This is a genomic window from Streptomyces sp. NPDC052301 (genome assembly GCF_044593395.1).
Taxonomy (GTDB): domain Bacteria; phylum Actinomycetota; class Actinomycetes; order Streptomycetales; family Streptomycetaceae; genus Streptomyces.
This window is the reverse complement of record NZ_JBIUBE010000006.1, coordinates 231,505-249,174: the sequence shown is the minus strand read 5'-3', so window position 1 is coordinate 249,174 and position 17,670 is coordinate 231,505. Positions and strand designations below refer to the sequence as shown.

General features: G+C 70.1%; 13 protein-coding genes, 1 tRNA gene and 1 pseudogene. 6 read left to right on the top strand and 9 right to left on the bottom strand.

Translation table 11 applies throughout. The features are described 5' to 3' along the window. Positions 1-79: 79 nt before the first annotated feature. Positions 80-598: a hypothetical protein gene (locus ACIHEJ_RS18815; RefSeq protein WP_400136665.1), complete on the bottom strand. Its 519-nt coding sequence runs from the start codon at positions 596-598 to the stop codon at positions 80-82. Positions 599-822: 224 nt separating this feature from the next. Here ACIHEJ_RS18815 and ACIHEJ_RS18810 point away from each other — a divergent pair. Continuing rightward, a pseudogene (locus ACIHEJ_RS18810) lies at positions 823-1,014 on the top strand (tyrosine-type recombinase/integrase); the annotation flags it as partial. A 624-nt stretch (positions 1,015-1,638) separates the two neighbouring features. On the opposite strand, the gene ACIHEJ_RS18805 reads toward ACIHEJ_RS18810, so the two are convergent. From ACIHEJ_RS18805 to ACIHEJ_RS18780, 6 genes are all read right to left on the bottom strand, one after another. Then, positions 1,639-2,100: a hypothetical protein gene (locus ACIHEJ_RS18805; protein WP_400136664.1), complete on the bottom strand. Its 462-nt coding sequence runs from the start codon at positions 2,098-2,100 to the stop codon at positions 1,639-1,641. Then, positions 2,097-6,383, bottom strand: a complete 4,287-nt coding sequence (locus ACIHEJ_RS18800; RefSeq protein ID WP_400136661.1) for a DUF6531 domain-containing protein — start codon at positions 6,381-6,383, stop codon at positions 2,097-2,099. Before ACIHEJ_RS18800 ends, ACIHEJ_RS18805 begins: the two co-directional genes overlap by 4 nt. Beyond that, positions 6,373-6,738, bottom strand: a complete 366-nt coding sequence (locus tag ACIHEJ_RS18795; RefSeq protein WP_400136658.1) for a hypothetical protein — start codon at positions 6,736-6,738, stop codon at positions 6,373-6,375. The genes ACIHEJ_RS18800 and ACIHEJ_RS18795 overlap by 11 nt, the downstream gene beginning before the upstream one ends. Positions 6,739-7,197: 459 nt before the next feature. Continuing rightward, positions 7,198-7,270 (bottom strand) — tRNA-Arg (locus ACIHEJ_RS18790). Positions 7,271-7,338: 68 nt separating this feature from the next. Next, positions 7,339-8,946: an IclR family transcriptional regulator C-terminal domain-containing protein gene (locus ACIHEJ_RS18785; RefSeq protein ID WP_400136656.1), complete on the bottom strand. Its 1,608-nt coding sequence runs from the start codon at positions 8,944-8,946 to the stop codon at positions 7,339-7,341. Between the two features lie 82 nt (positions 8,947-9,028). Then, positions 9,029-10,363, bottom strand: a complete 1,335-nt coding sequence (locus ACIHEJ_RS18780) for a M6 family metalloprotease domain-containing protein (RefSeq protein WP_400136654.1) — start codon at positions 10,361-10,363, stop codon at positions 9,029-9,031. Positions 10,364-10,730: 367 nt separating this feature from the next. On the opposite strand from ACIHEJ_RS18780, the gene ACIHEJ_RS18775 reads away from it, so the two are divergent. Then, a complete protein-coding gene (locus ACIHEJ_RS18775) occupies positions 10,731-11,378 on the top strand; it encodes a TetR/AcrR family transcriptional regulator (RefSeq protein WP_400136651.1) in 648 nt (215 codons plus the stop codon). A gap of 304 nt (positions 11,379-11,682) precedes the next feature. Continuing rightward, entirely contained in the window at positions 11,683-13,221 is a 1,539-nt protein-coding gene (locus tag ACIHEJ_RS18770; protein WP_400136648.1) for an MFS transporter, read from the top strand. A gap of 10 nt (positions 13,222-13,231) precedes the next feature. Here ACIHEJ_RS18770 and ACIHEJ_RS18765 read toward each other — a convergent pair whose 3' ends face one another. Continuing rightward, entirely contained in the window at positions 13,232-13,741 is a 510-nt protein-coding gene (locus ACIHEJ_RS18765; RefSeq protein WP_400136646.1) for a MarR family winged helix-turn-helix transcriptional regulator, read from the bottom strand. Between the two features lie 104 nt (positions 13,742-13,845). Between ACIHEJ_RS18765 and ACIHEJ_RS18760 the strand changes: the two genes are divergently transcribed. After that, positions 13,846-14,637, top strand: a complete 792-nt coding sequence (locus ACIHEJ_RS18760) for a dioxygenase (protein ID WP_400136644.1) — start codon at positions 13,846-13,848, stop codon at positions 14,635-14,637. A gap of 19 nt (positions 14,638-14,656) precedes the next feature. Here the strand turns inward: ACIHEJ_RS18760 and ACIHEJ_RS18755 are convergent, their stop codons facing one another. Further along, on the bottom strand, positions 14,657-15,175 hold the full coding sequence (locus ACIHEJ_RS18755) for a GNAT family N-acetyltransferase (RefSeq protein WP_400136641.1): 519 nt from the start codon (positions 15,173-15,175) through the stop codon (positions 14,657-14,659). A gap of 193 nt (positions 15,176-15,368) precedes the next feature. Between ACIHEJ_RS18755 and ACIHEJ_RS18750 the strand changes: the two genes are divergently transcribed. Next, positions 15,369-16,367 (top strand): RNA polymerase sigma factor RpoD/SigA, encoded by a 999-nt coding sequence (locus ACIHEJ_RS18750; RefSeq protein WP_400136638.1) that lies wholly within the window; start codon positions 15,369-15,371, stop codon positions 16,365-16,367. A 581-nt stretch (positions 16,368-16,948) separates the two neighbouring features. Beyond that, positions 16,949-17,533, top strand: a complete 585-nt coding sequence (locus tag ACIHEJ_RS18745) for a TetR/AcrR family transcriptional regulator (protein ID WP_400137498.1) — start codon at positions 16,949-16,951, stop codon at positions 17,531-17,533. Positions 17,534-17,670: the final 137 nt, after the last annotated feature.

The following is a 17,670-nucleotide window of genomic DNA, read 5'->3' as shown; positions in this document are numbered from 1 at the left end:
CCGCCGCGCAGGTGATCGTTGCCCGGCGCTCCTCGTAGCGAAGAAATACCACGGACGCTGCTGGGAGGTCGCCAGCTGGTCACCACACGTCGACGGACCAGACGTCGCCCCTCTGATGTCCGTCTGGAGCCGGGTCGCCTGACCCATACGGGTCAGGGTCAGCGACGACGTGGATGCGGGCGGCGGACGCGGATACGCGGTAGCAGTCCATGTCACTCGACGTGTTGTGCTTGTCGAGTTCGATCGTGTGGCCCAGGGCCAGGATGGCGATCTGCAGTTCCTTGAAGGGGACTCTGGGTGCGAATTCCCCGTATTCCCGCGAGAGCGGGGACGGCACGGTGGTCGGGGACTGGTCGTACAGCAGTCGCTGGATCTTCACGCCGAAGCCGAAGCACGACATCTGCCCTTGCCGCCCTGGCTGGTCCGGCGAGAAATTGATTTCCACGAGCCCGTAGTCCCGCCGCAGTAGGCCACCACCGGGAACATCGAGGCATGTCGCCCCCAGGGCGGCTTCCCAGGCTTCCGGGTCGGCACCGAGGCCAACTCCCAGGACCTCACCGCAAACGGCGACGTGAGCGTAGAAGTCCAAAGCGGACACCCGCCGACTCCCTCAACTATCCGGACAGGGCACCACTTGCTGATCTCCGCACAGGACAGGCGGATCAGCGCCCAGTATTCGGTGATCGTACAGAGCAGCCTGTCAGGGCAGTCGCCGGGTGAGTTCGTCGCCGTCGTCGAAGTCGAAGTCCCTGGCGGGATGCGTCTTTCAGATCAGCCGTGGCCTCCCGATCCTCCCGGCAGAACCGGGCTTCGCTCACCGTGAACGCCCGGCACGGCACGGCCACGCTCCTCACGGCGGCCGGAGTAGCGCCCCGCGTCGTGATGGAGATCCTGGGCCACTCTCAGATCAGCATCACCATGGACGTCTACACCCACGTCGTCCAGGACACCCAGCGCGAGGCCATGAGCCACATGGATCGGCTGCTGCGGAAGAGGCGCCCCGATCGCCGGTGACCGTCCCCGTTGATGTCAGAAGTAGATGTCAAAGGCCCCGGACCATGATCGGTCCGGGGCCTTTGCGCTGGTGCCCCCGGCAGGATTCGAACCTGCGACACCCGCTTTAGGAGAGGGCCTATGATGTCCCCTGTCTGTGATGATCTCTCCCCGGCTTCACCGTCCCTACCGGTCAGCGGGGTGCAGCCTTCCGCCCTTGCCTGATCGTTCCCCGCCTTTACTCGGCCTTCCGTTCCCATGACGTTCCCATAGGGCTTTCACGAACCCTTGGAAACGAGGGGCTGGGGAGTCCGCTGAGGCCAGCTGCGGTCGACGAAGCGGTGAGCACGCGCACCTCTTGGGGGCGACAAAGCATCGCCCCGTCAGCGGACGTGTGAGGTCGGCCCCACGCGTCGAGCCGTACGACACCAGTCGGCGGGCGAGGCGCGCTCCGTATGGCCGGCCGGCCCCCGGTCCTTCCCGGTGAGTACCGTCCAGGGTGATGCGGATTCGCGCCAGTGCCTCGGCAATCTCGACGGTGTCCTCGTCGGTGGGGCCATAGACCACGCACATGTCGGTGTGGAGCGGCTCGAGTGACCCTTCCAGCACGCCCTGGTCGCCCGTGTCGGTCGAAGGCTGCCGGGCTCAGCTCGCGTCTCCCCATATGGCTTGCAGGTCCGCACAGCGGACGGTGATCGACGCGTCGGTGAGCGCGATCTCGTGCACGCAGCCGCCGTCCTCGTCCGGGAGGATCTCGTCGAGGAGCACGGTGTCGACCAGCATCCAGTCGATGGCGTGCTCATAGTCGATGGAGAAGTGCGTCACGCCTGAATAGCTGATGCGCAGCCCGGAGTCGTGCTTCCACTGATTGGGAGCGAATTCCAGAGTCAGCCCCCCGCTTTTGTCGGTGGCCACCTGAATACCGGACAACTCCAGATCCTTGACACAGTGACTGTTGCCGTGCCCCAAAGCGTAATGCGCCGGATCGGACGCGAAGGCCCAGGCCCCAGCCGGCAATTGGTCGCGGAGCTTGGGGAGTTCGGCCAGATAAGCCCTCGGGTCCACGAAGAACCCGCCATCGTCCCAGACGGCCGTGACGTACTTCATTTGCAACCTTCCGCGGCGAGAGGCGGTCGCCTCCATTTGTCTCCGGTGATGTCCTCGGTCCCCTTGGGGCCGATACGGCCGACTTTCCGCAGCTCGTAGATCATCCGCCCCTTGATGGCGTTCTCCACGCTGGGCGGGACCTCGACTTCCGAGGCTTTGATGCCATGCTTATTGAACCATCCCTGGCTGTTGAACAGCCCGACTTCGCGCATGGACTTGTCGTAGACGTGGATTTCCACGTCCATTCCCTTGTTGCTCACAGGGAAGGGGTCGCTCCGGCCTGTGTACCCCTGCCCGAAGTTCAGCGGGTTCGAGGGCCCCTTCGGCCCCTTCCCGGCGAGGCCGAGGTGGTCGCTCCAGCCCAGCGGGTTCGGCACGTAGGCGTGGTGATCGGGTGCCGGGAGCAGCCCCAGCGGGTCCGCGCTGATGTACCGCGCCGTCTCGGGGTCGTAGTACCGGTGCACGTTGTAGTGCAGGCCGGTCTCGGCATCCGCGTACTGGCCCGGGAACCGCAGCGGGCAGTCGACCGGCGACGCGTCCTGTTCCGGGGCCGGGATCTGGGTACCCCACAGGCTGGTACGGCGCTGCCAGACCAGTTCCCCGGTCGAGGCGACCAGTTCCGTGGGCGTGCCGATCGAGTCGCTGACGACGGCGTGGAACCGGGCGTCGTGTCCGGGATCCGACTCCTGTGCCAGTTGCGCCAGGAACGACGTGTTGGCGTCCGGCGCGGTCGGCCTGTGGTCCGTCTGGGCGACCGGGCGGGGACCGTCCGGCGCATGGTCCCAGGTGGTGACCCGGCCGTCCGGCGCGGTCTGCTCGGCCAGACAAAGGCCGTCCCAGACGAAGTCCGTACGGTCGGCCGCGGAACCGTCGTCGGTCACGCGGTGCTTGGAGACGCGGCGGCCAAGCGGGTCGTACGCGTACCGCCACCGGCTGCCATCCGGGGCGGTCGCCCCCGTGAGGCGGTCCTCGGCGTTCCAGGTGTAGGTCCAGGTGCGGGTCTGGCCGTTCAGCAGCTTGCGGGTCCGGCGGACGAGACGGCCCTCGGCATCGTACTCGTACGACGTGCGGCCGGCCGAGCGGACGAGCGTGCCGTCGAACTGGCGCTCGCCGAGAGCCTCATGGGCGGGCGATGTGGCGTGCACCAGGTTGCCCGCCGGACCGTACGCGTAGGTCTCGCTCCAGCCGTGGGCACGCGTTCCGGTGACGCGGCCCATGCCGTCCAGATCGAAGCGGCGGGTGCCAGACGTCAGCTCCCGTATCTCGGTGAGGTAGCCGTCTGCTCGGTGGGCGTACGTCCGGTGCTGGAGGAGGCGATCCGGGGCGGCAGCGGTCAGGGTCTGCGCGGTCAGGAGACCCGTGGCGTTCCACGTCTGGCCCAGCGTCGCCTCCCTACCGAGGTTGCGCTGTGTCTCGCGGCCCGCGGCGTCGTGGGCGAAATCCAGCGAACCCGCGGACGACCGCAGAGTGAGCGGTTGTCCTGCCGGGTCGTACGTCCACTCGGAGACCAGCCCCGAAGGTGTCACCCGTCGGGTACGGCGACCGACGACATCGTGGACATGGGTGGTCGTGAGGCCGTTCACGGCCTCGGAGAGCGTCCGGCCGAGCATGTCTCGCTCCAGCACGACCTCGGCGTCCGCGTTGGCCGCACGGTACAGCCCGCCGTCGGGGCCGTAGACGAACGTCGTGACATCACCGGCGTCCGAGTGCTGCTCCACGACCCGTCCGAGCGGGTCCCTCGCGAAGCGCAGCGTCTCTCCGGCGCCGTTGGTGCGGGCAGCCAGCCGCCCGTCGGCACTGTGCGTGTACGTGAGGGTGCGGCCGTTGAAGTCCGTCTCCGCGGTCAGCCGGCCCGCTTCGTCGTAGGTGTACGACCAGACCAGGCTCTGCGGGTTGGTGACGGCCGTCAGCCGCAGCTCGGTGTCGTAGACGAACTTGTACTGCGCCCCGTCCGGGTCTGTGCGGGTGGCTGGCACACCGAAATGGCTCACCGTGTGGTGGGTGGTGTTGCCGGCGGGGTCTGTATGGGTGAGCAGGTTGCCCTGGGCGTCCCAGGTCCATGACTCACGCGTGCCGTCGGGCTGCTCGCGCCAGGACGGCTTCCCCTCCGTCGTCCAGCCCAGGCGGGTGGCGTGGCCGAGAGGGTCCTTCACCTCGATGACTCGGCCGAAGGGGTCACGGCGGATTGTGGTCGTGTGGCCCAGTTCGTCCGTCAGGGCGAGGGGCAGGCCCGCCGCGTCGTACACCACCGCGCGGGTATGGCCGAGGGCATTCGTGATCGCCGTCGGACGGCCCGCATCGTTGTACGCGTACCGTGTCTCGGCGCCGAGCGGATCGACCGTCGACAGCAGGTTGCCCCGCTCGTCGTACGTGTGCCGCCAGACCGCCCCGCCCGGCTCGACGACCTCCGTCGGCAGGCCGAGCGCGTTGTATGCAGCCTGGGCCACCGAGCCGTCGGGCAGGGTGAGTTCGATGACGTTGCCTGCGTCGTTGTAGGCGTATCGGGTGATGCGACCCAGGGCGTCGGTGACCGTCAGTGGCTCGTCGCCGTACGCGTTCCACTCCGTGCACGTGACATGCCCCAGCGGATCCGTCTCCTCCACCACCAGCCCCTCGGCGTTGTACCGGTGGACCGAGGCATGGCCCTGCGAGTCTGTGTACGTCGTCGTGCGGGCCGTGTCGTCGTAGGTCAAGGTGCCGGAGAGGATGCCGTCGACGCCCTCGGTGCGCACCACCCGGCCGCGTTCGTCGTAGACGTAGCCGAACCAGGTGCCGTTGCGGTCGGTCCAGCGGGTGACGCGGCCCTCGGTGTCGTACGTGCAGCGCAGAGGCTCGCCGCTGGAGTTGATGACCTCGGTGAGGTTGCCGGACGGGTCGTAGGCGTAGCGCATGACAACCGTGCCCTCGTCGGCCGCGGTGCCTGGGCGGTAGCGGGACGGTGGCTCGTCCACCAGGCGCAGGGCCGTGATGCGCGGGCCCTCGGTGTCGACGGCGACGTAGTAGCCGCCCGAGTGGCGGATGCCGAACGGGATGCCCTCGTCGTCGCGTTCGACGTCGATGCGGTTGCCGTTGCGGTCCGTCCAGGAGTCGAGGGCCAGGTGGAACACGCCGAAGGAGGGTGAGGGAACGGGCGCGGCGAAGGTGCGGGTCACGCCCGCCGCCGGGTCCGTGACCGTCATCGCGCTGTCCGGCTTGCCGTCCCACTCCAGGGGCCACCGGGGGCCCTTCACCGGCATGGTCGCAACACCCGGTTCCGGCACCGGATACACCAAGCGCATGCCGTCCGCCGCAGCGAACACGACGCCCTCACCGTCGATTTGGAGGCATTCGTCGAGGGTGGATATCCAGGTCGGGCCGAAACAGACACCACCCCGGTAGGACGACAGGTGCGTGCGCGTGAACTCGAAGGGGAGAGCGGCCGGCAGGGTCAGATCCGTCTGTGTCATCAGCATGGCGCCGGTCGCCACATCGATCGGCTCGCCCACGCACGGGGTGCGCTCGGCGTTGCGGGCCGCCGGGCCCAGATCGACCAAGTCCGGGCGAAGCGACGGCGGGCGCAGCAGAAGCGGGGTCGTGTCGCTCAGCCCGCCCTCCATGCTCGCCTTCAGCAGGCCGCCGCCCGCTCCCAGCGCGCCGCCGAAGATCATGCCGTCCTTGGCGGACTGGTTGACCTCGTCCAGGCTGAACCCGTGCTGCAGCCCCGTCGCCATCTTCAGCGGCTGAGCGATGGCGAGGTCGACGGCGACCGACTCGACGCCGCCGAACGCGGCGGCGACGAGGGTGCCTGCGGCGATCTCCGCCACCGTCGTGGTGACCGCGACGCCCATCGTGGCACCGAACTCGATGACCGCGTCCGCCGCCGCGACGGCCGCCCCAGAGGCGAGGCCTGCGGTGAAGAAGGCGAGCGTCACTCCGCCCGCGATGACGGCGGCGTCGATGCCGATCTGTGTCCAGAGCTTGCTGATGGCGTCGTCGATGGCGTCGGCGAACTTGTCGAGTGCCTTGGCCATCTCACGCGAGGACTTCGCGAGGTCACTGAGCCAGCCGCCGTCCTGGTCCTTGGCATAGCGGCCCCAGAACTTGTCGAACGCCTCGATCGACTCACCGGTGTTGTGGTGGATGATCGACGACGCGTTGCGGTGCACGGGAGAGCGGACGTCGTCGACGGCCCCGGCGAAGGTGCGCCAGGCCTTCGCGGCCTCCCGCAGCTGGCCGGAGTCGGCCTCGGGCCACCACAGGCCCAGCTTGAGAAGGATGTGGCGGGCTTTGTCCTCAACGCTCACCGGCACCGTCGCTCTGCTTGTCGGTTTTCACTTCGGTGAACATGCCGGCGATGAGCTGGTCGTTGTCCACGGTTCCGTCGGACAGGTCGACCATGGCCTCGTGAATGCTCGTAAGCCCGAGCACCAGGATGCCCGCGGCGCTCTCGATCTTCTTCTGCTGCGGCTTGTAGGCCTTGCCGAACTCGTTGCCCTGCTCGTCGTGGCCCCAGGGCTCGCCCAGACCATCCAAGGTCTGGATGAGGGTGGTCAGCGCCTTGCTCAGATCGATGGCCCCCTGATGGAAGGCCGGTGCCGCCGCCTTGATGTCGGCGGTCTTGATGTCGAGCACCTTGCCGGGGACTTTGCCGTCGCCCATCGCTGTCGTCTCCCCCCGGTTCGCAGCTGCAGCTTCTGACCCTAGGCGAGACTGGTCAAGGAAAGGTCATATTGAAGGCATGCGCAAGCAATGCGTCGGCGGTCAGGGTGCTCCTCGACAGTCGAGCGCGTCGCCTTCGGCCGACTGGGCAACGGCATCGGCCTCATGATCGTCATGCCCGGCTGCATCGCTCACTCGCGCGACGCGACGGCGCCTCGCGAATCACCCGTCGGCCGTGTACGGCCCGCCCCGCATCACCCAGAAAGCAGCCCCCGCCGGGGGTAGTAGCGCCTCATGCGATGGAGTAAAACTCCATAAAATTCCCGCACCGCATCAGTCGGTCTAAAGTTGCCTTAATCCCCCATCATCCCGTTCCCAGGATGTTCCCATGGAGCACACAAAGGACCCTCCGTGGCCTCCACGGAGGGTCCATGTGACTTCTGACCAGGTGTTTCTCTGTGCCCCCGGCAGGATTCGAACCTGCGACACCCGCTTTAGGAGAGCGGTGCTCTATCCCCTGAGCTACGAAGGCAGTGGTGCGGTGGTGGCGGTGCCACCGCCGACAGTGTAGCGGGTGGCGGATCACGGTGGGTGGTGTGTTCAGGACGGTGGGACGAGGGTGAAGCGGGATGCGGTGTGCAGGTCCGCTTCGAGGCGGGTGGCGGTGGTGCGCAGCTCCGGGAGGAGGTCCCGTACGCAGTCGTCCAGGGTGCGGCGAGCCGCGTGGGTGGCGACGTTCAGGGCGGCGATCGTGCGGCCGGTGCGGTCCCGTACGGGTACGGCGACGGAGCGCAGGCCGGATTCCAGTTCCTCGTCCACCAGGGCGTAGCCCTGGGCGCGGACCTCGGCCGACGGGGCGTCGGTGCCCGTGTCGGCCAGGAGGACGCGGCCCAGTGACGTCGCCGCCGCGGGCAGGCGGGTGCCCACTGTGATGTGGACGGTCAGGACCCGGCTCGCGCTCGCCCCGGCCGTGTACTGGATCTCCGTGCCGTCGGCCGTGAGTACCGCCAGTGCCGTCGGTTCGTGCAGCCGGTCGGCCAGGGCGCGGAGGTGGGGGTCGGCGAGACGGGGCAGCGTCGTGCGGGACAGGGGCGGGAAGCCCAGGTCCAGGACGCGCGGGGTGAGGGTGAAGGTGTGGTCGGGGCGGGTGGTCACCAGGCCCAGGTGCGCGTGGGTGAGCAGGGCCCGCCGGGCCGTGGCCCGGGACAGGCCGGTCGCCCGGGCCACCTCCGTCAGAGTCAGCGCCGAGCGACCCGGCCCGAACGCGGTCAGCACGGTCAGGCCCCGGGCCAGGGACTCCACGAAGTCCCGGCCCAGTTCGTGCTTGGACGCCGTGGTCCAGGTCGCCAGGCCCGAGGGCGGCGGACCGGGCTCCGGCGGAAGCGCGGCGCTCAGGTCGGCCTCCATCGCCGCCACCGCCGTACGCAGCCGGGGGAGGAGGTCGGTGCGCATGCTGTCCGCCGAGTGCCGGCTGGTGTGGCTGACCACGCTCGCCACGCACGCCACCCGGCCGGTCTCCGGGTCCCGTACCGGCACGGACACCGCGACCAGCCCCGGTTCGATCAGCTGGTCGTCCACCGCCCAGCCGTCGCGCCGGGCCCGCTCCACCCGGTCGGGGAAGTCGTCGGCCGGTGCCGGGTGCGGGGGGACGGCGGGGAAGGACGCGGCTTGCGGGTCCGTGGCGCGGCGGGCGTGCCAGCGGTCCCAGTCCTGCTCCGCCCACTCCGTCGCGAACAGCGGTCCCGGGGCGGTGCGTTCGGCGGGGAGCAGGTCGCCGATGCGGAAGCTCACGGACATCGCGCGGCGACGGGTGGCCTGGTGGATGAAGCGGATGCCGTCCAGGTCGGCGACCGCGAGCGACACCGACTCGTCGAGCTCGTCGGCGAGGACGTCGGCGCGCGCGTCGAGCAGTGCGGGCAGGCGCAGGGCGGCCAGGTAGGCGTTGCCCAGCCGCATCACGCCCGGGGTGAGGACGACGTCCCGGCCGTCGAGGCGGACGTACCCCATGCGGGCCAGGGTCGCGGTGATCCGGTCGACCGTGGAGCGGGCGAGCCCGGTGGCCCGCTCCAGCGCGCTCGGGCTCAGCGTGCCGCCCGCCTCGGTGAGGCGTCGTAGCAGCCCGACCCCGCGGATCAGTGGTCCGACCGCCTCCGCCGACATTCCCGTCCCGGCATCGGCATCGGTCTCCACTGCGGTCCTCGCGGGCATCGTCTCTCCGGTACGGCGTACGGGCCCGGTACGGCATACGGGCACGCCTACCGTAAACCCCGCCCGCCGCGGCCCCGCTCCGCTAACCCCGCGTCACCCGCACCCGGTAGTTCCCGTCCGCGTCGGCGTCCACCACCTGGACGGTGATGTGGTGGGCGGGGTCCTTGAAGGTCTCGCCGGGGGAGAAAGGGGCGTCGGAGAGTTCGGCCTGGACGTTGGGGCTGCGGGTGCAGCCGCCGCTGTCGCGGTGGCTGTCGTAGATCGTGACGGGACCGCGTCCGGTGTCGACCGTGGCGTCGACCCGGTAGATCAGCAGGCCCGGCCGGCACACCGCCTCGTCGTTGCCGCCCTGGGCCCGCACCTCCAGCGCGTAGGCGCTCCGGCCGTCGATCGGGACGATGATCAGCTTGCCGCCGTCCTCCTTGTACAGCGGTGTCAGCCGGTACTCGGCCTTGCCCGGCTTCGCCGCGCAGCCCACCTGTGAGCCGTCCAGCCAGCCCAGTTTCCACTTGTGCCAGCCGAGCAGGTCGTTGCCGGCACCCCAGTCCTCGCTCATGATGTCCCAGTGTCCGACCGCGCCCCCGCCCTCCTGGGTGTAGAGGTCGGGCAGGCCGAAGGTGTGGCCGTTCTCGTGCGGCAGCACCCGGTAGCCGGTGTGGTCGTAGGAGCCGGAACCGTCGTCCTGGCGGGAGTAGACGAAGGACGCGTTGGAGACGGGCACCCCGTCGGCGACCGGGGCGTCGCCGTTCCCGGCGAACGTCACGGACAGGACGGTGTCCAGGGCGGAGGGGCCGGCGTTCGGGGTGATCAGCACGTTCAGCAGGTCGTACGAGTGGAAGTCCACGGTCGGGTCGGCCGCGGCCACGATGTCCTGCACCAACTGCCGGTACCCGGGGTCGAAGGGCGCGCCGCGCTCTATGCCGTACGCCTTGAACGGCTTCGGCATCCGCAGCCAGTGGGCGATGGGGGTCTCCGGCTGGTAGTCCAGGCGGCCGTACGACGCGGTGCGGAACCACTCCTGGGTCTGCGGGAAGAACTCGTGGAAGCGGTCCATCGCGTCGCCCGGCCCGGGCGCGTCCGAGAAGTCGACCATCAGGGTCAGGGCGTGGACCGTGCCGGTGGAGCGGGAGTAGCCGTGTGGGGTGGGGACGCCCTCGGTCATCTGTATGTCGTTGCTGCCGTGGATCATGCAGGCGGAGAAGGCGGCGGAGCGGGCCAGGCCGATGGGGCCGGCGGTGGTGGGCGCCGTCAGATGTGCGGTCCCTGCCGCGGTGCTGACCGTGAAGGTCAGCGCCGTCACCACGGCGAGGGCGGCCGCGCGGCGCGGGCGTATGCGGCGGCGTACGCGGGAGTGGCGTGCGAGAAGCGGTCGGCGTCGTGCGAAGGGCTGGCCTATGAGGGGGAGGCCCTGGCTCATGAGGGGGAGGGCCTGGCCTATGAGAGGCCGTGCGTTGCCTCTGGGGGAAAGGCGTATGCGGCGGGGCGGCTGCGGCTGCTGCTCCATGCATGGACCTCTCGCTCCACGGCAGCCGCCGGTCTCCGGCTGCACCCTTGCGATCACCCTGGGTCGGGTGGGTGGAGGGCGCTCGCTGGAGGAGACCGATCGTGGGAAAGCCGGTCCGCACGGGGGTGAAACCCGGGCCAAGGTGAGTGTGTCTCAGGTCACAGGCTTTCAGGGAGAGGGCGGGAAATAACCGGGGAGCGTTTCCCCGTTTAGCCCTGTGTCCGAGCGAAACGGGGAGTACTTCCCCGGATCGCCCCCCTAACGTCTCGAGGAGTACGCCGTGCCGACCGCGACCTCCCCCGCACCGCGCAAGGTGCCCCGGCCCCGCGCCGACGCCCTGCGCAACCGGGAGCGGATCGTCACCGCAGCCCGGGAGATGTTCGTCGAGCACGGCCCCGACGTGCCGCTCGACGAGATCGCCCGCCGGGCCGGTGTCGGCAACGCGACGGTGTACCGCAACTTCCCCGACCGCGAAGCCCTCGTCCGCGAGGTCGTCTGCTCCGTGATGGACCGGACGGCCGAGGCGGCCGAGGCCGCCCTGGCGGAGACCGGGGACGCCTTCGCCGCGCTGGAGCGCTTCGTGCACACGTCCGCCGACGAGCGGATCAGCGCGCTGTGCCCGATGATCTCCAGCGCCTTCGACCAGCACCACCCCGACCTGGAGGCCTCCCGCGAGCGCGTCGAACGGCTCGTCGAGGAGGTCATGGGCCGGGCGCAGGCGGCCGGACAGCTCCGCGCCGATGTCAGTGTCGGCGATCTGCTGATCGTCGTGGCCCAGCTGAGCCGGCCCCCGGCCGGCACGGACTGCCTCCACGGCGACCGCTTCGTCCACCGCCACCTTCAGCTGTTCCTCGACGGCCTGCGGGCCCCCGCCCGCTCCGCCCTGCCGGGCAAGGCCGTGACCCTGGAGGAGCTGCGCTGCTCCTGAGCCCTTGAGTCATCAGCTCCGACCGACCAGTCCTGACCGATCGATCCTGACCGACCGATCCTGACCGATCAGCTCCGACCGACCAGTCCTGACCGGCCGGGCCCCGCCGACCAGTTCGGGCGCCGGGCCCAGTCCCTCACGCGTACGCCTGTCCGTCTCTCGTCCGCCTTCGCGGCCGTCACGCCGACGAGCCGCGCCCTCCCTCTTTCCGTTTTTTTCGCCGTACTCCGTCTTTTTCATCACGAAGTCCGTCACCGAAGTCCGTCACCGAAGTCCGTCACGAAGTCCCGAAGTGGGTACCTCCATGTCCGAAGCAGCCCTCAAGGCTCCGCGCGTCGCCGCCCCGAGCGGTGACGCCAACCGTTGGAAAGCGCTCGTCTTCATCGCGCTCGCCCAGCTGATGGTCGTCCTCGACGCCACCATCGTGAACATCGCCCTGCCCTCCGCCCAGAAAGACCTCGGCATATCCGACGGCAACCGGCAGTGGGTCGTCACGGCCTACGCCCTTGCCTTCGGCGGTCTGCTGCTCTTCGGAGGCCGTATCGCCGACAAGTGGGGCCGCAAGCGCGCCTTCGTCACCGGCCTGGCCGGCTTCGCCCTCGCCTCCGCGCTCGGCGGTGCCGCCACCACCGGCACGATGATGTTCGGCGCCCGCGCCCTCCAGGGCGTCTTCGGCGCCCTGCTCGCCCCGGCCGCGCTGTCCCTGCTGGCCGTGATGTTCACGGACGCCAAGGAGCGTGCCAAGGCGTTCGGCATCTACGGCGCCATCGCCGGCGGTGGCGGTGCCGTCGGCCTGATCCTCGGCGGCTTCCTCACCGAGTACCTGGACTGGCGCTGGACCTTCTTCGTGAACGTCCCGTTCGCCGTCGTCGCCGCGGCCGGTGCCTACTTCGTCATCCGTGAGCCCGAGGGCGGCCGCAACCGCGCCCCGCTCGACATCCCCGGCGTGATCCTGTCCACCCTGGGCCTGGTCGCGCTGGTCTACGGCTTCACGCGCGCCGAGTCCGACGGCTGGGGCGACGCGGTGACCGTGTCCATGTTCGTGGCGTCCGCGGTGCTGCTGCTGGCGTTCGTGGCCGTGGAGTCCCGGGTCAAGGCGCCGCTGCTGCCGCTGCGCGTGGTCAGCAACCGCAACCGCGGTGGCATCTACCTGTCCCTGGGCCTCGCCATCATCGGCATGTTCGGCCTGTTCCTCTTCCTGACCTACTACCTGCAGATCGTGAAGGGCTACTCGCCGGTCAAGACCGGCTTCGCCTTCCTGCCGATGATCGCGGGCATGATCACCGGCTCCACGCAGATCGGCACCCGTCTGATGACCCGGGTCGCGCCGCGCCTGCTGATGGGCCCGGGCTTCCTGGTCGCCGGTCTCGGCATGCTGCTGCTGACCCAGCTGGAGATCGACTCCTCGTACGGCATGCTCCTGCTGCCCGCGATGCTGCTGCTCGGCCTCGGCATGGGTACGGCGTTCATGCCGGCCATGTCCCTGGCGACCCAGGGCGTGGAGCCGCGCGACGCCGGTGTCGCCTCCGCGATGGTCAATACCTCGCAGCAGGTGGGCGGCGCGATCGGCACCGCGCTGCTCAACACCATCGCCGCGTCCGCGAAGACGTCGTACATCAAGGACCACATCGCCGGTGCGGCCACCAAGCCGCAGCAGCAGCTGGTCGGGCTGCAGGGCATGGTGCACGGCTACACCTCGGCGATCTGGTTCGCCGTCGGCATCCTGGGGCTCGCCGCCCTGATCGCCGTCACCTTCGTCAACACCGGCCGGCCGGGCAGCGCCCCCGTGTCCTCCGGTGAGGGCGTCGAGGACGAGGTCCCGGTGCCGGTGGTGGCCCACTGACAGTGATCCGCTAGCGGAGCCAGGGCAGGTCCGCACCCGCTTCGTCCGGCTGAAGGCCCTCGGCGACGATCTCCATGATCTCGCCGAGGGCCTTCTGCTGCTCCGGGCTGAGCCGGTCGAACATCGCCTGGCGTACGGCGGTCACATGGCCCGGCGCGGTGCGCTTCAGGACCTCGGTGCCCTCGTCGGTGAGGACCGCGAACTGGCCGCGCTTGTCGGAGGGGCAGTCCTCGCGGCGCACCCAGCCGTTCTTCTCCAGCCGCGCGATGGCGTGCGAGAGCCGGGAGCGGGTGATCTTCGCCTTCATCGCCAGCTCGGTCATCCGCAGCCGGCGGCGCGGTGCCTCGGCGAGGGTCACGAGGAGGCCGTAGTACATGTGCGGCATGCCCGCGTCGCGCTGCAGCTGCCGGTCGAGGTGGTCCTCGAGCAGGGTGGTGGCGTGCAGGTAGGCGCGCCAGACGCGCTGTTCCTCGTCGGTGAGCCAGCGGTGCTGTGCGGCGGAGTCCGGGGCCGTGTTCATGGGGTCCACTGTACGAGGCATCTCCTTGAAACTTGAACAAGTCGGGCGTACGGTTGGCATAGAACTTGAGAGTTAAAGCAATGCAGCCCATGGGAGCCGCCGTCATGTCCACCAGCACCCCGGAGCGCATGCCCGCCCTGTACCTCAGTCACGGCGCCCCGCCGCTCGCCGACGACCCGGTCTGGCCCGGCCAGCTCGCCGCCTGGTCCGCCGGCCTGCCCCGCCCCAAGGCGATCCTCATGGTCTCCGCCCACTGGGAGGAGGCCCCGCTCGCGCTGGGCGCCGTGGAGACCGTCCCGCTGGTCCACGACTTCTGGGGCTTCCCCGAGCACTACTACCGGGTCCGGTACGACGCCCCCGGCGCACCCGCGCTCGCCGAGTCCGTCCGCAAGCTGCTGCGCGCCCCCGGCATGCCGGTCCAGGACATCCCCGACCGGGGTCTCGACCACGGCGCCTACGTCCCCCTGGTCGAGATGTACCCGGACGCCGACATCCCCGTCCTGCAGATCTCCATGCCCACCCTCGACCCGGTGCGCCTGATGGACATCGGCCGCAGGCTCGCACCGCTGCGCGACGAGGGCGTGCTGATCATCGGCTCCGGCTTCTTCACCCACAACCTCGCCGCGCTCCGGCACACCGGCGGCGGCGTGCCCAGCTGGTCGTCCGAGTTCGACGACTGGGGGCGGCGGGCCCTGGAGGACCGGGACTGGGACGCCCTGCTCGACTTCCTGAACAAGGCCCCGGCCGGCCGTTACGCCCACCCGCGCACCGAGCACTTCGCCCCTCTCTTCGTCACCATGGGCGCGGCGGAGGCGGGGGGTGCGCCGGCCGCGCACAGGTCGGTGATCGACGGGTTCTGGATGGGCATGGCGAAGCGGTCGGTGCAGTTCGGGTGACCTGGGGGCGCGGGCCGGTCTAGAGCGGCTTCTCGTACCAGGCCACGTCCCAGTAGTGGCCGAACTTGCGGCCGACCTCGCGGTACGTGCCGAGGTGCCGGAAGCCGAAGCGGGCGTGCAGCCGCTCCGAGGCCTCGTTGGGCTGGGCGATCCCGGCGTAGGCGCGGTGCACGTCCTCGTCGGCCAGCGCCTCGAAGAGGGCGTCGTAGAGAAGTGATCCGACCCCGCGCCGCCCGGCGTCCGGGGCGACGTACACCGAGGTCTCCACCGACGTGACGTACGCGGGCTTCGGCCGGAAGGGGCTGGATGTCGCGTACCCGAGAATCTCCTGTGACTCCGCCTCCGTGGCAACCATCAGGCGGTACGGGCCGTCTTCCGGGTGGGAGAGCAGCCAAGGGCGGCGCTCCTCCGCAGTGAAGATCGCGGTATCGAATGTGATCGCCGTCTCACGTACATAGTGGTTGTAGATCGCCGTGAGGGCGTCGAGATCGCCCTCGGTCCCGGGCCTGACCTGCGCCTCTGTACGCTCCGTCGGCATGTCGCCTCCCAGTGTGGCGGAACAGGGTACTGCATGATCAGAAAAATTGGGGGACGGGTTGGGAATTCTGTCCGGATTCCAGTCGTTGTTTCCCACGGATGCAGGGCACTCGTGGAGAGTCCCAGTGACAGTCCCCGCCCGTGCCGAGCGTTCGTTGGACCACCCGCCAGCCCACCATCGCAAGGGAGCACGCATGGCAACCCGTGCCGTCGCCCGTCGTCAGTCCGCCACCGGCGAGACGGCCGACTCGGCAAGCAGTGTTCGCGCTCATGGCGGCGAGATCGCGGACCGCGACCTGGTCGGCATGTACCTGGATGAGATCGCGCGCACACCGCTGCTCGACGCCGCCAAGGAGGTCGAGCTGTCCCAGACCATCGAGGCGGGTGTGTTCGCGCGGCAGGTCCTCGACGGCGAGGAGCAGTCCCACACGGACGCCACCCGGGAGGAGCTCGAGGCCCTGGTCGATGCCGGTGAGCGGGCCAAGGACGTCTTCATCCGCTCCAACCTCCGCCTGGTCGTCGCGGTCGCCCGGCGATACCCGCGCAGCGGCCTGCCCCTGCTGGACCTGATCCAGGAGGGCAACGCCGGCCTGGTGCGCGCGGTGGAGAAGTTCGACTACCGCAAGGGCTTCAAGTTCTCGACGTACGCCACCTGGTGGATCCGCCAGGCGATCACCCGCTCCATCGCCGACCAGTCCCGCACCATCCGGCTCCCCGTCCACCTGGTGGAGGAGCTGGGCCGCATCCGCCGCGTACAGCGCGAGTTCAACCGCGAGCACGGCCGTGACCCGGAGCCCGCGGAGATCGCAGCGGAGCTGGGCGCGACGCCGGAGCGCGTCACGGACGTCCTCGACTGGTCCCGTGACCCGGTCTCGCTGAACATGTCGGTGGACGACGAGGGCGAGACCCAGTTCGGCGACCTGCTGGAGGACACCTCGGCGGTCTCCCCGGAGCAGTCCGTCCTGACCCTGCTGCGCAGCGAGGAGCTGGACGACCTGATCGGCCGTCTGGACCAGCGCACGGCCTCCATCATCAAGATGCGGTACGGCATCGACGACGGCCGCGAGCGCACCCTCACCGAGGTCGGCAAGGAGCACGGCCTGACTCGTGAGCGCATCCGCCAGATCGAGAAGCACGCCCTGCTGGAGCTGAAGAAGCTGGCCCGCGACACCGGCTTCGACGCGGCGGCGTAACGGGAGCGCAGCCGGGAGGCGCAGCGGGCGTGCGGTCCCTGTGGGCCGCGCACGCCCGTGGCGAAAGACGGCGCAAACATGGCGTGGTCCTGTCGCTTCAACGCCGGCGCCCGAGGGAAAAACCCTTGCGGGCCCAAGGAGTTGGACCCCAGGACCGCACTCCCCCCACCGCACACCGCACAGCAGGTCGGCCACGCACGAGCCACGTCCCGACGCAATCCCCCCCCGGCGCCGGGACGTTCCCCAAGCCGGGCTTCGGCGCCCATCCCCCCTGGGTGTCGGGGCCCGGCTCTCTGCTGCGACGGTCCGTTCCGGCGGCCGTGTTCCCATGCGCTCGGCCGCTCGCGTGGGGCTGCCCACATGCGGCCGTCCGCGCCGATCAGGGGCACAATGCCGCCAAGGGCACCCTGCTGGAACGGCGGTCCACCCCGTACCTGAACCCCGGGGTGAACCGCCGGATGGCAGATTCTGCCACACGGGCATAGCCTGCCCAGATGAGCACCACCCCCAGCCCTTCCGACCAGCCGTTTTCCGCCTCCGCGCCGCTGTCCCTCACCGAGCGCAGGAAGGCCGAGACGCGGATGGAGATCGCCCGGGCGGCGGCCGCCCTGTTCGTCCGCCGGGGCCTGCGGGCGACCCGTGCCGAGGACATCGCCCAGGCGGCGGGCATCGCACCGCGCACGTTCTACCGCTATTTCGCCACGAAGGAGGAGGCGGTCGCCCCGCTGTACGCGGCCGGCGCCCAGCGCTGGACGGAAGCGGTCCGCACCGCCCCCGGCCGCCTGACCGTCCCGGAGGCCCTGGAACACGCCGTGAACCAGACCCTCACCCCCGGCGCCGGCGTCTCGGCGATGTCCTGGGAGTGGGTGCGCACCCTGATCCGTCTGGCCGACGCCAGCCCCGCCCTGCGCAAGGTCTGGGCGGAGGTGTGCCAGACCTCGGAGGTGGCCCTGGCCGAGATCCTGGCGACCCGTGGAGCGGGGACCGGCCCGGGCATCACTGCCGACCTCCGCTTCGCCGCCGCCGTGGCCGGTGCCGCCGTGCGCGTGGCGGTGGAGGCCTGGGCCGGTACGGCGGCCCCGCCCACCGGCCCGGACGGCCCCGCGGCCCTCGCGCTCCGCAACCTCGAGGCGTTGCGGGACTTCGGCTGGGGGAGCCGGAGGTAGCCGGGCCGATCCGGGGAGCCGGAGGCAGCCGGGCCGACTGGGCTTCACCCGGGGTAAGGGGAGGCGGCCGGGCGGACGGGGCTTCACCGGGGTAAGGGGAGATGGCCGGGCCGCACTGCCGCACGGAGGCGTGGCAA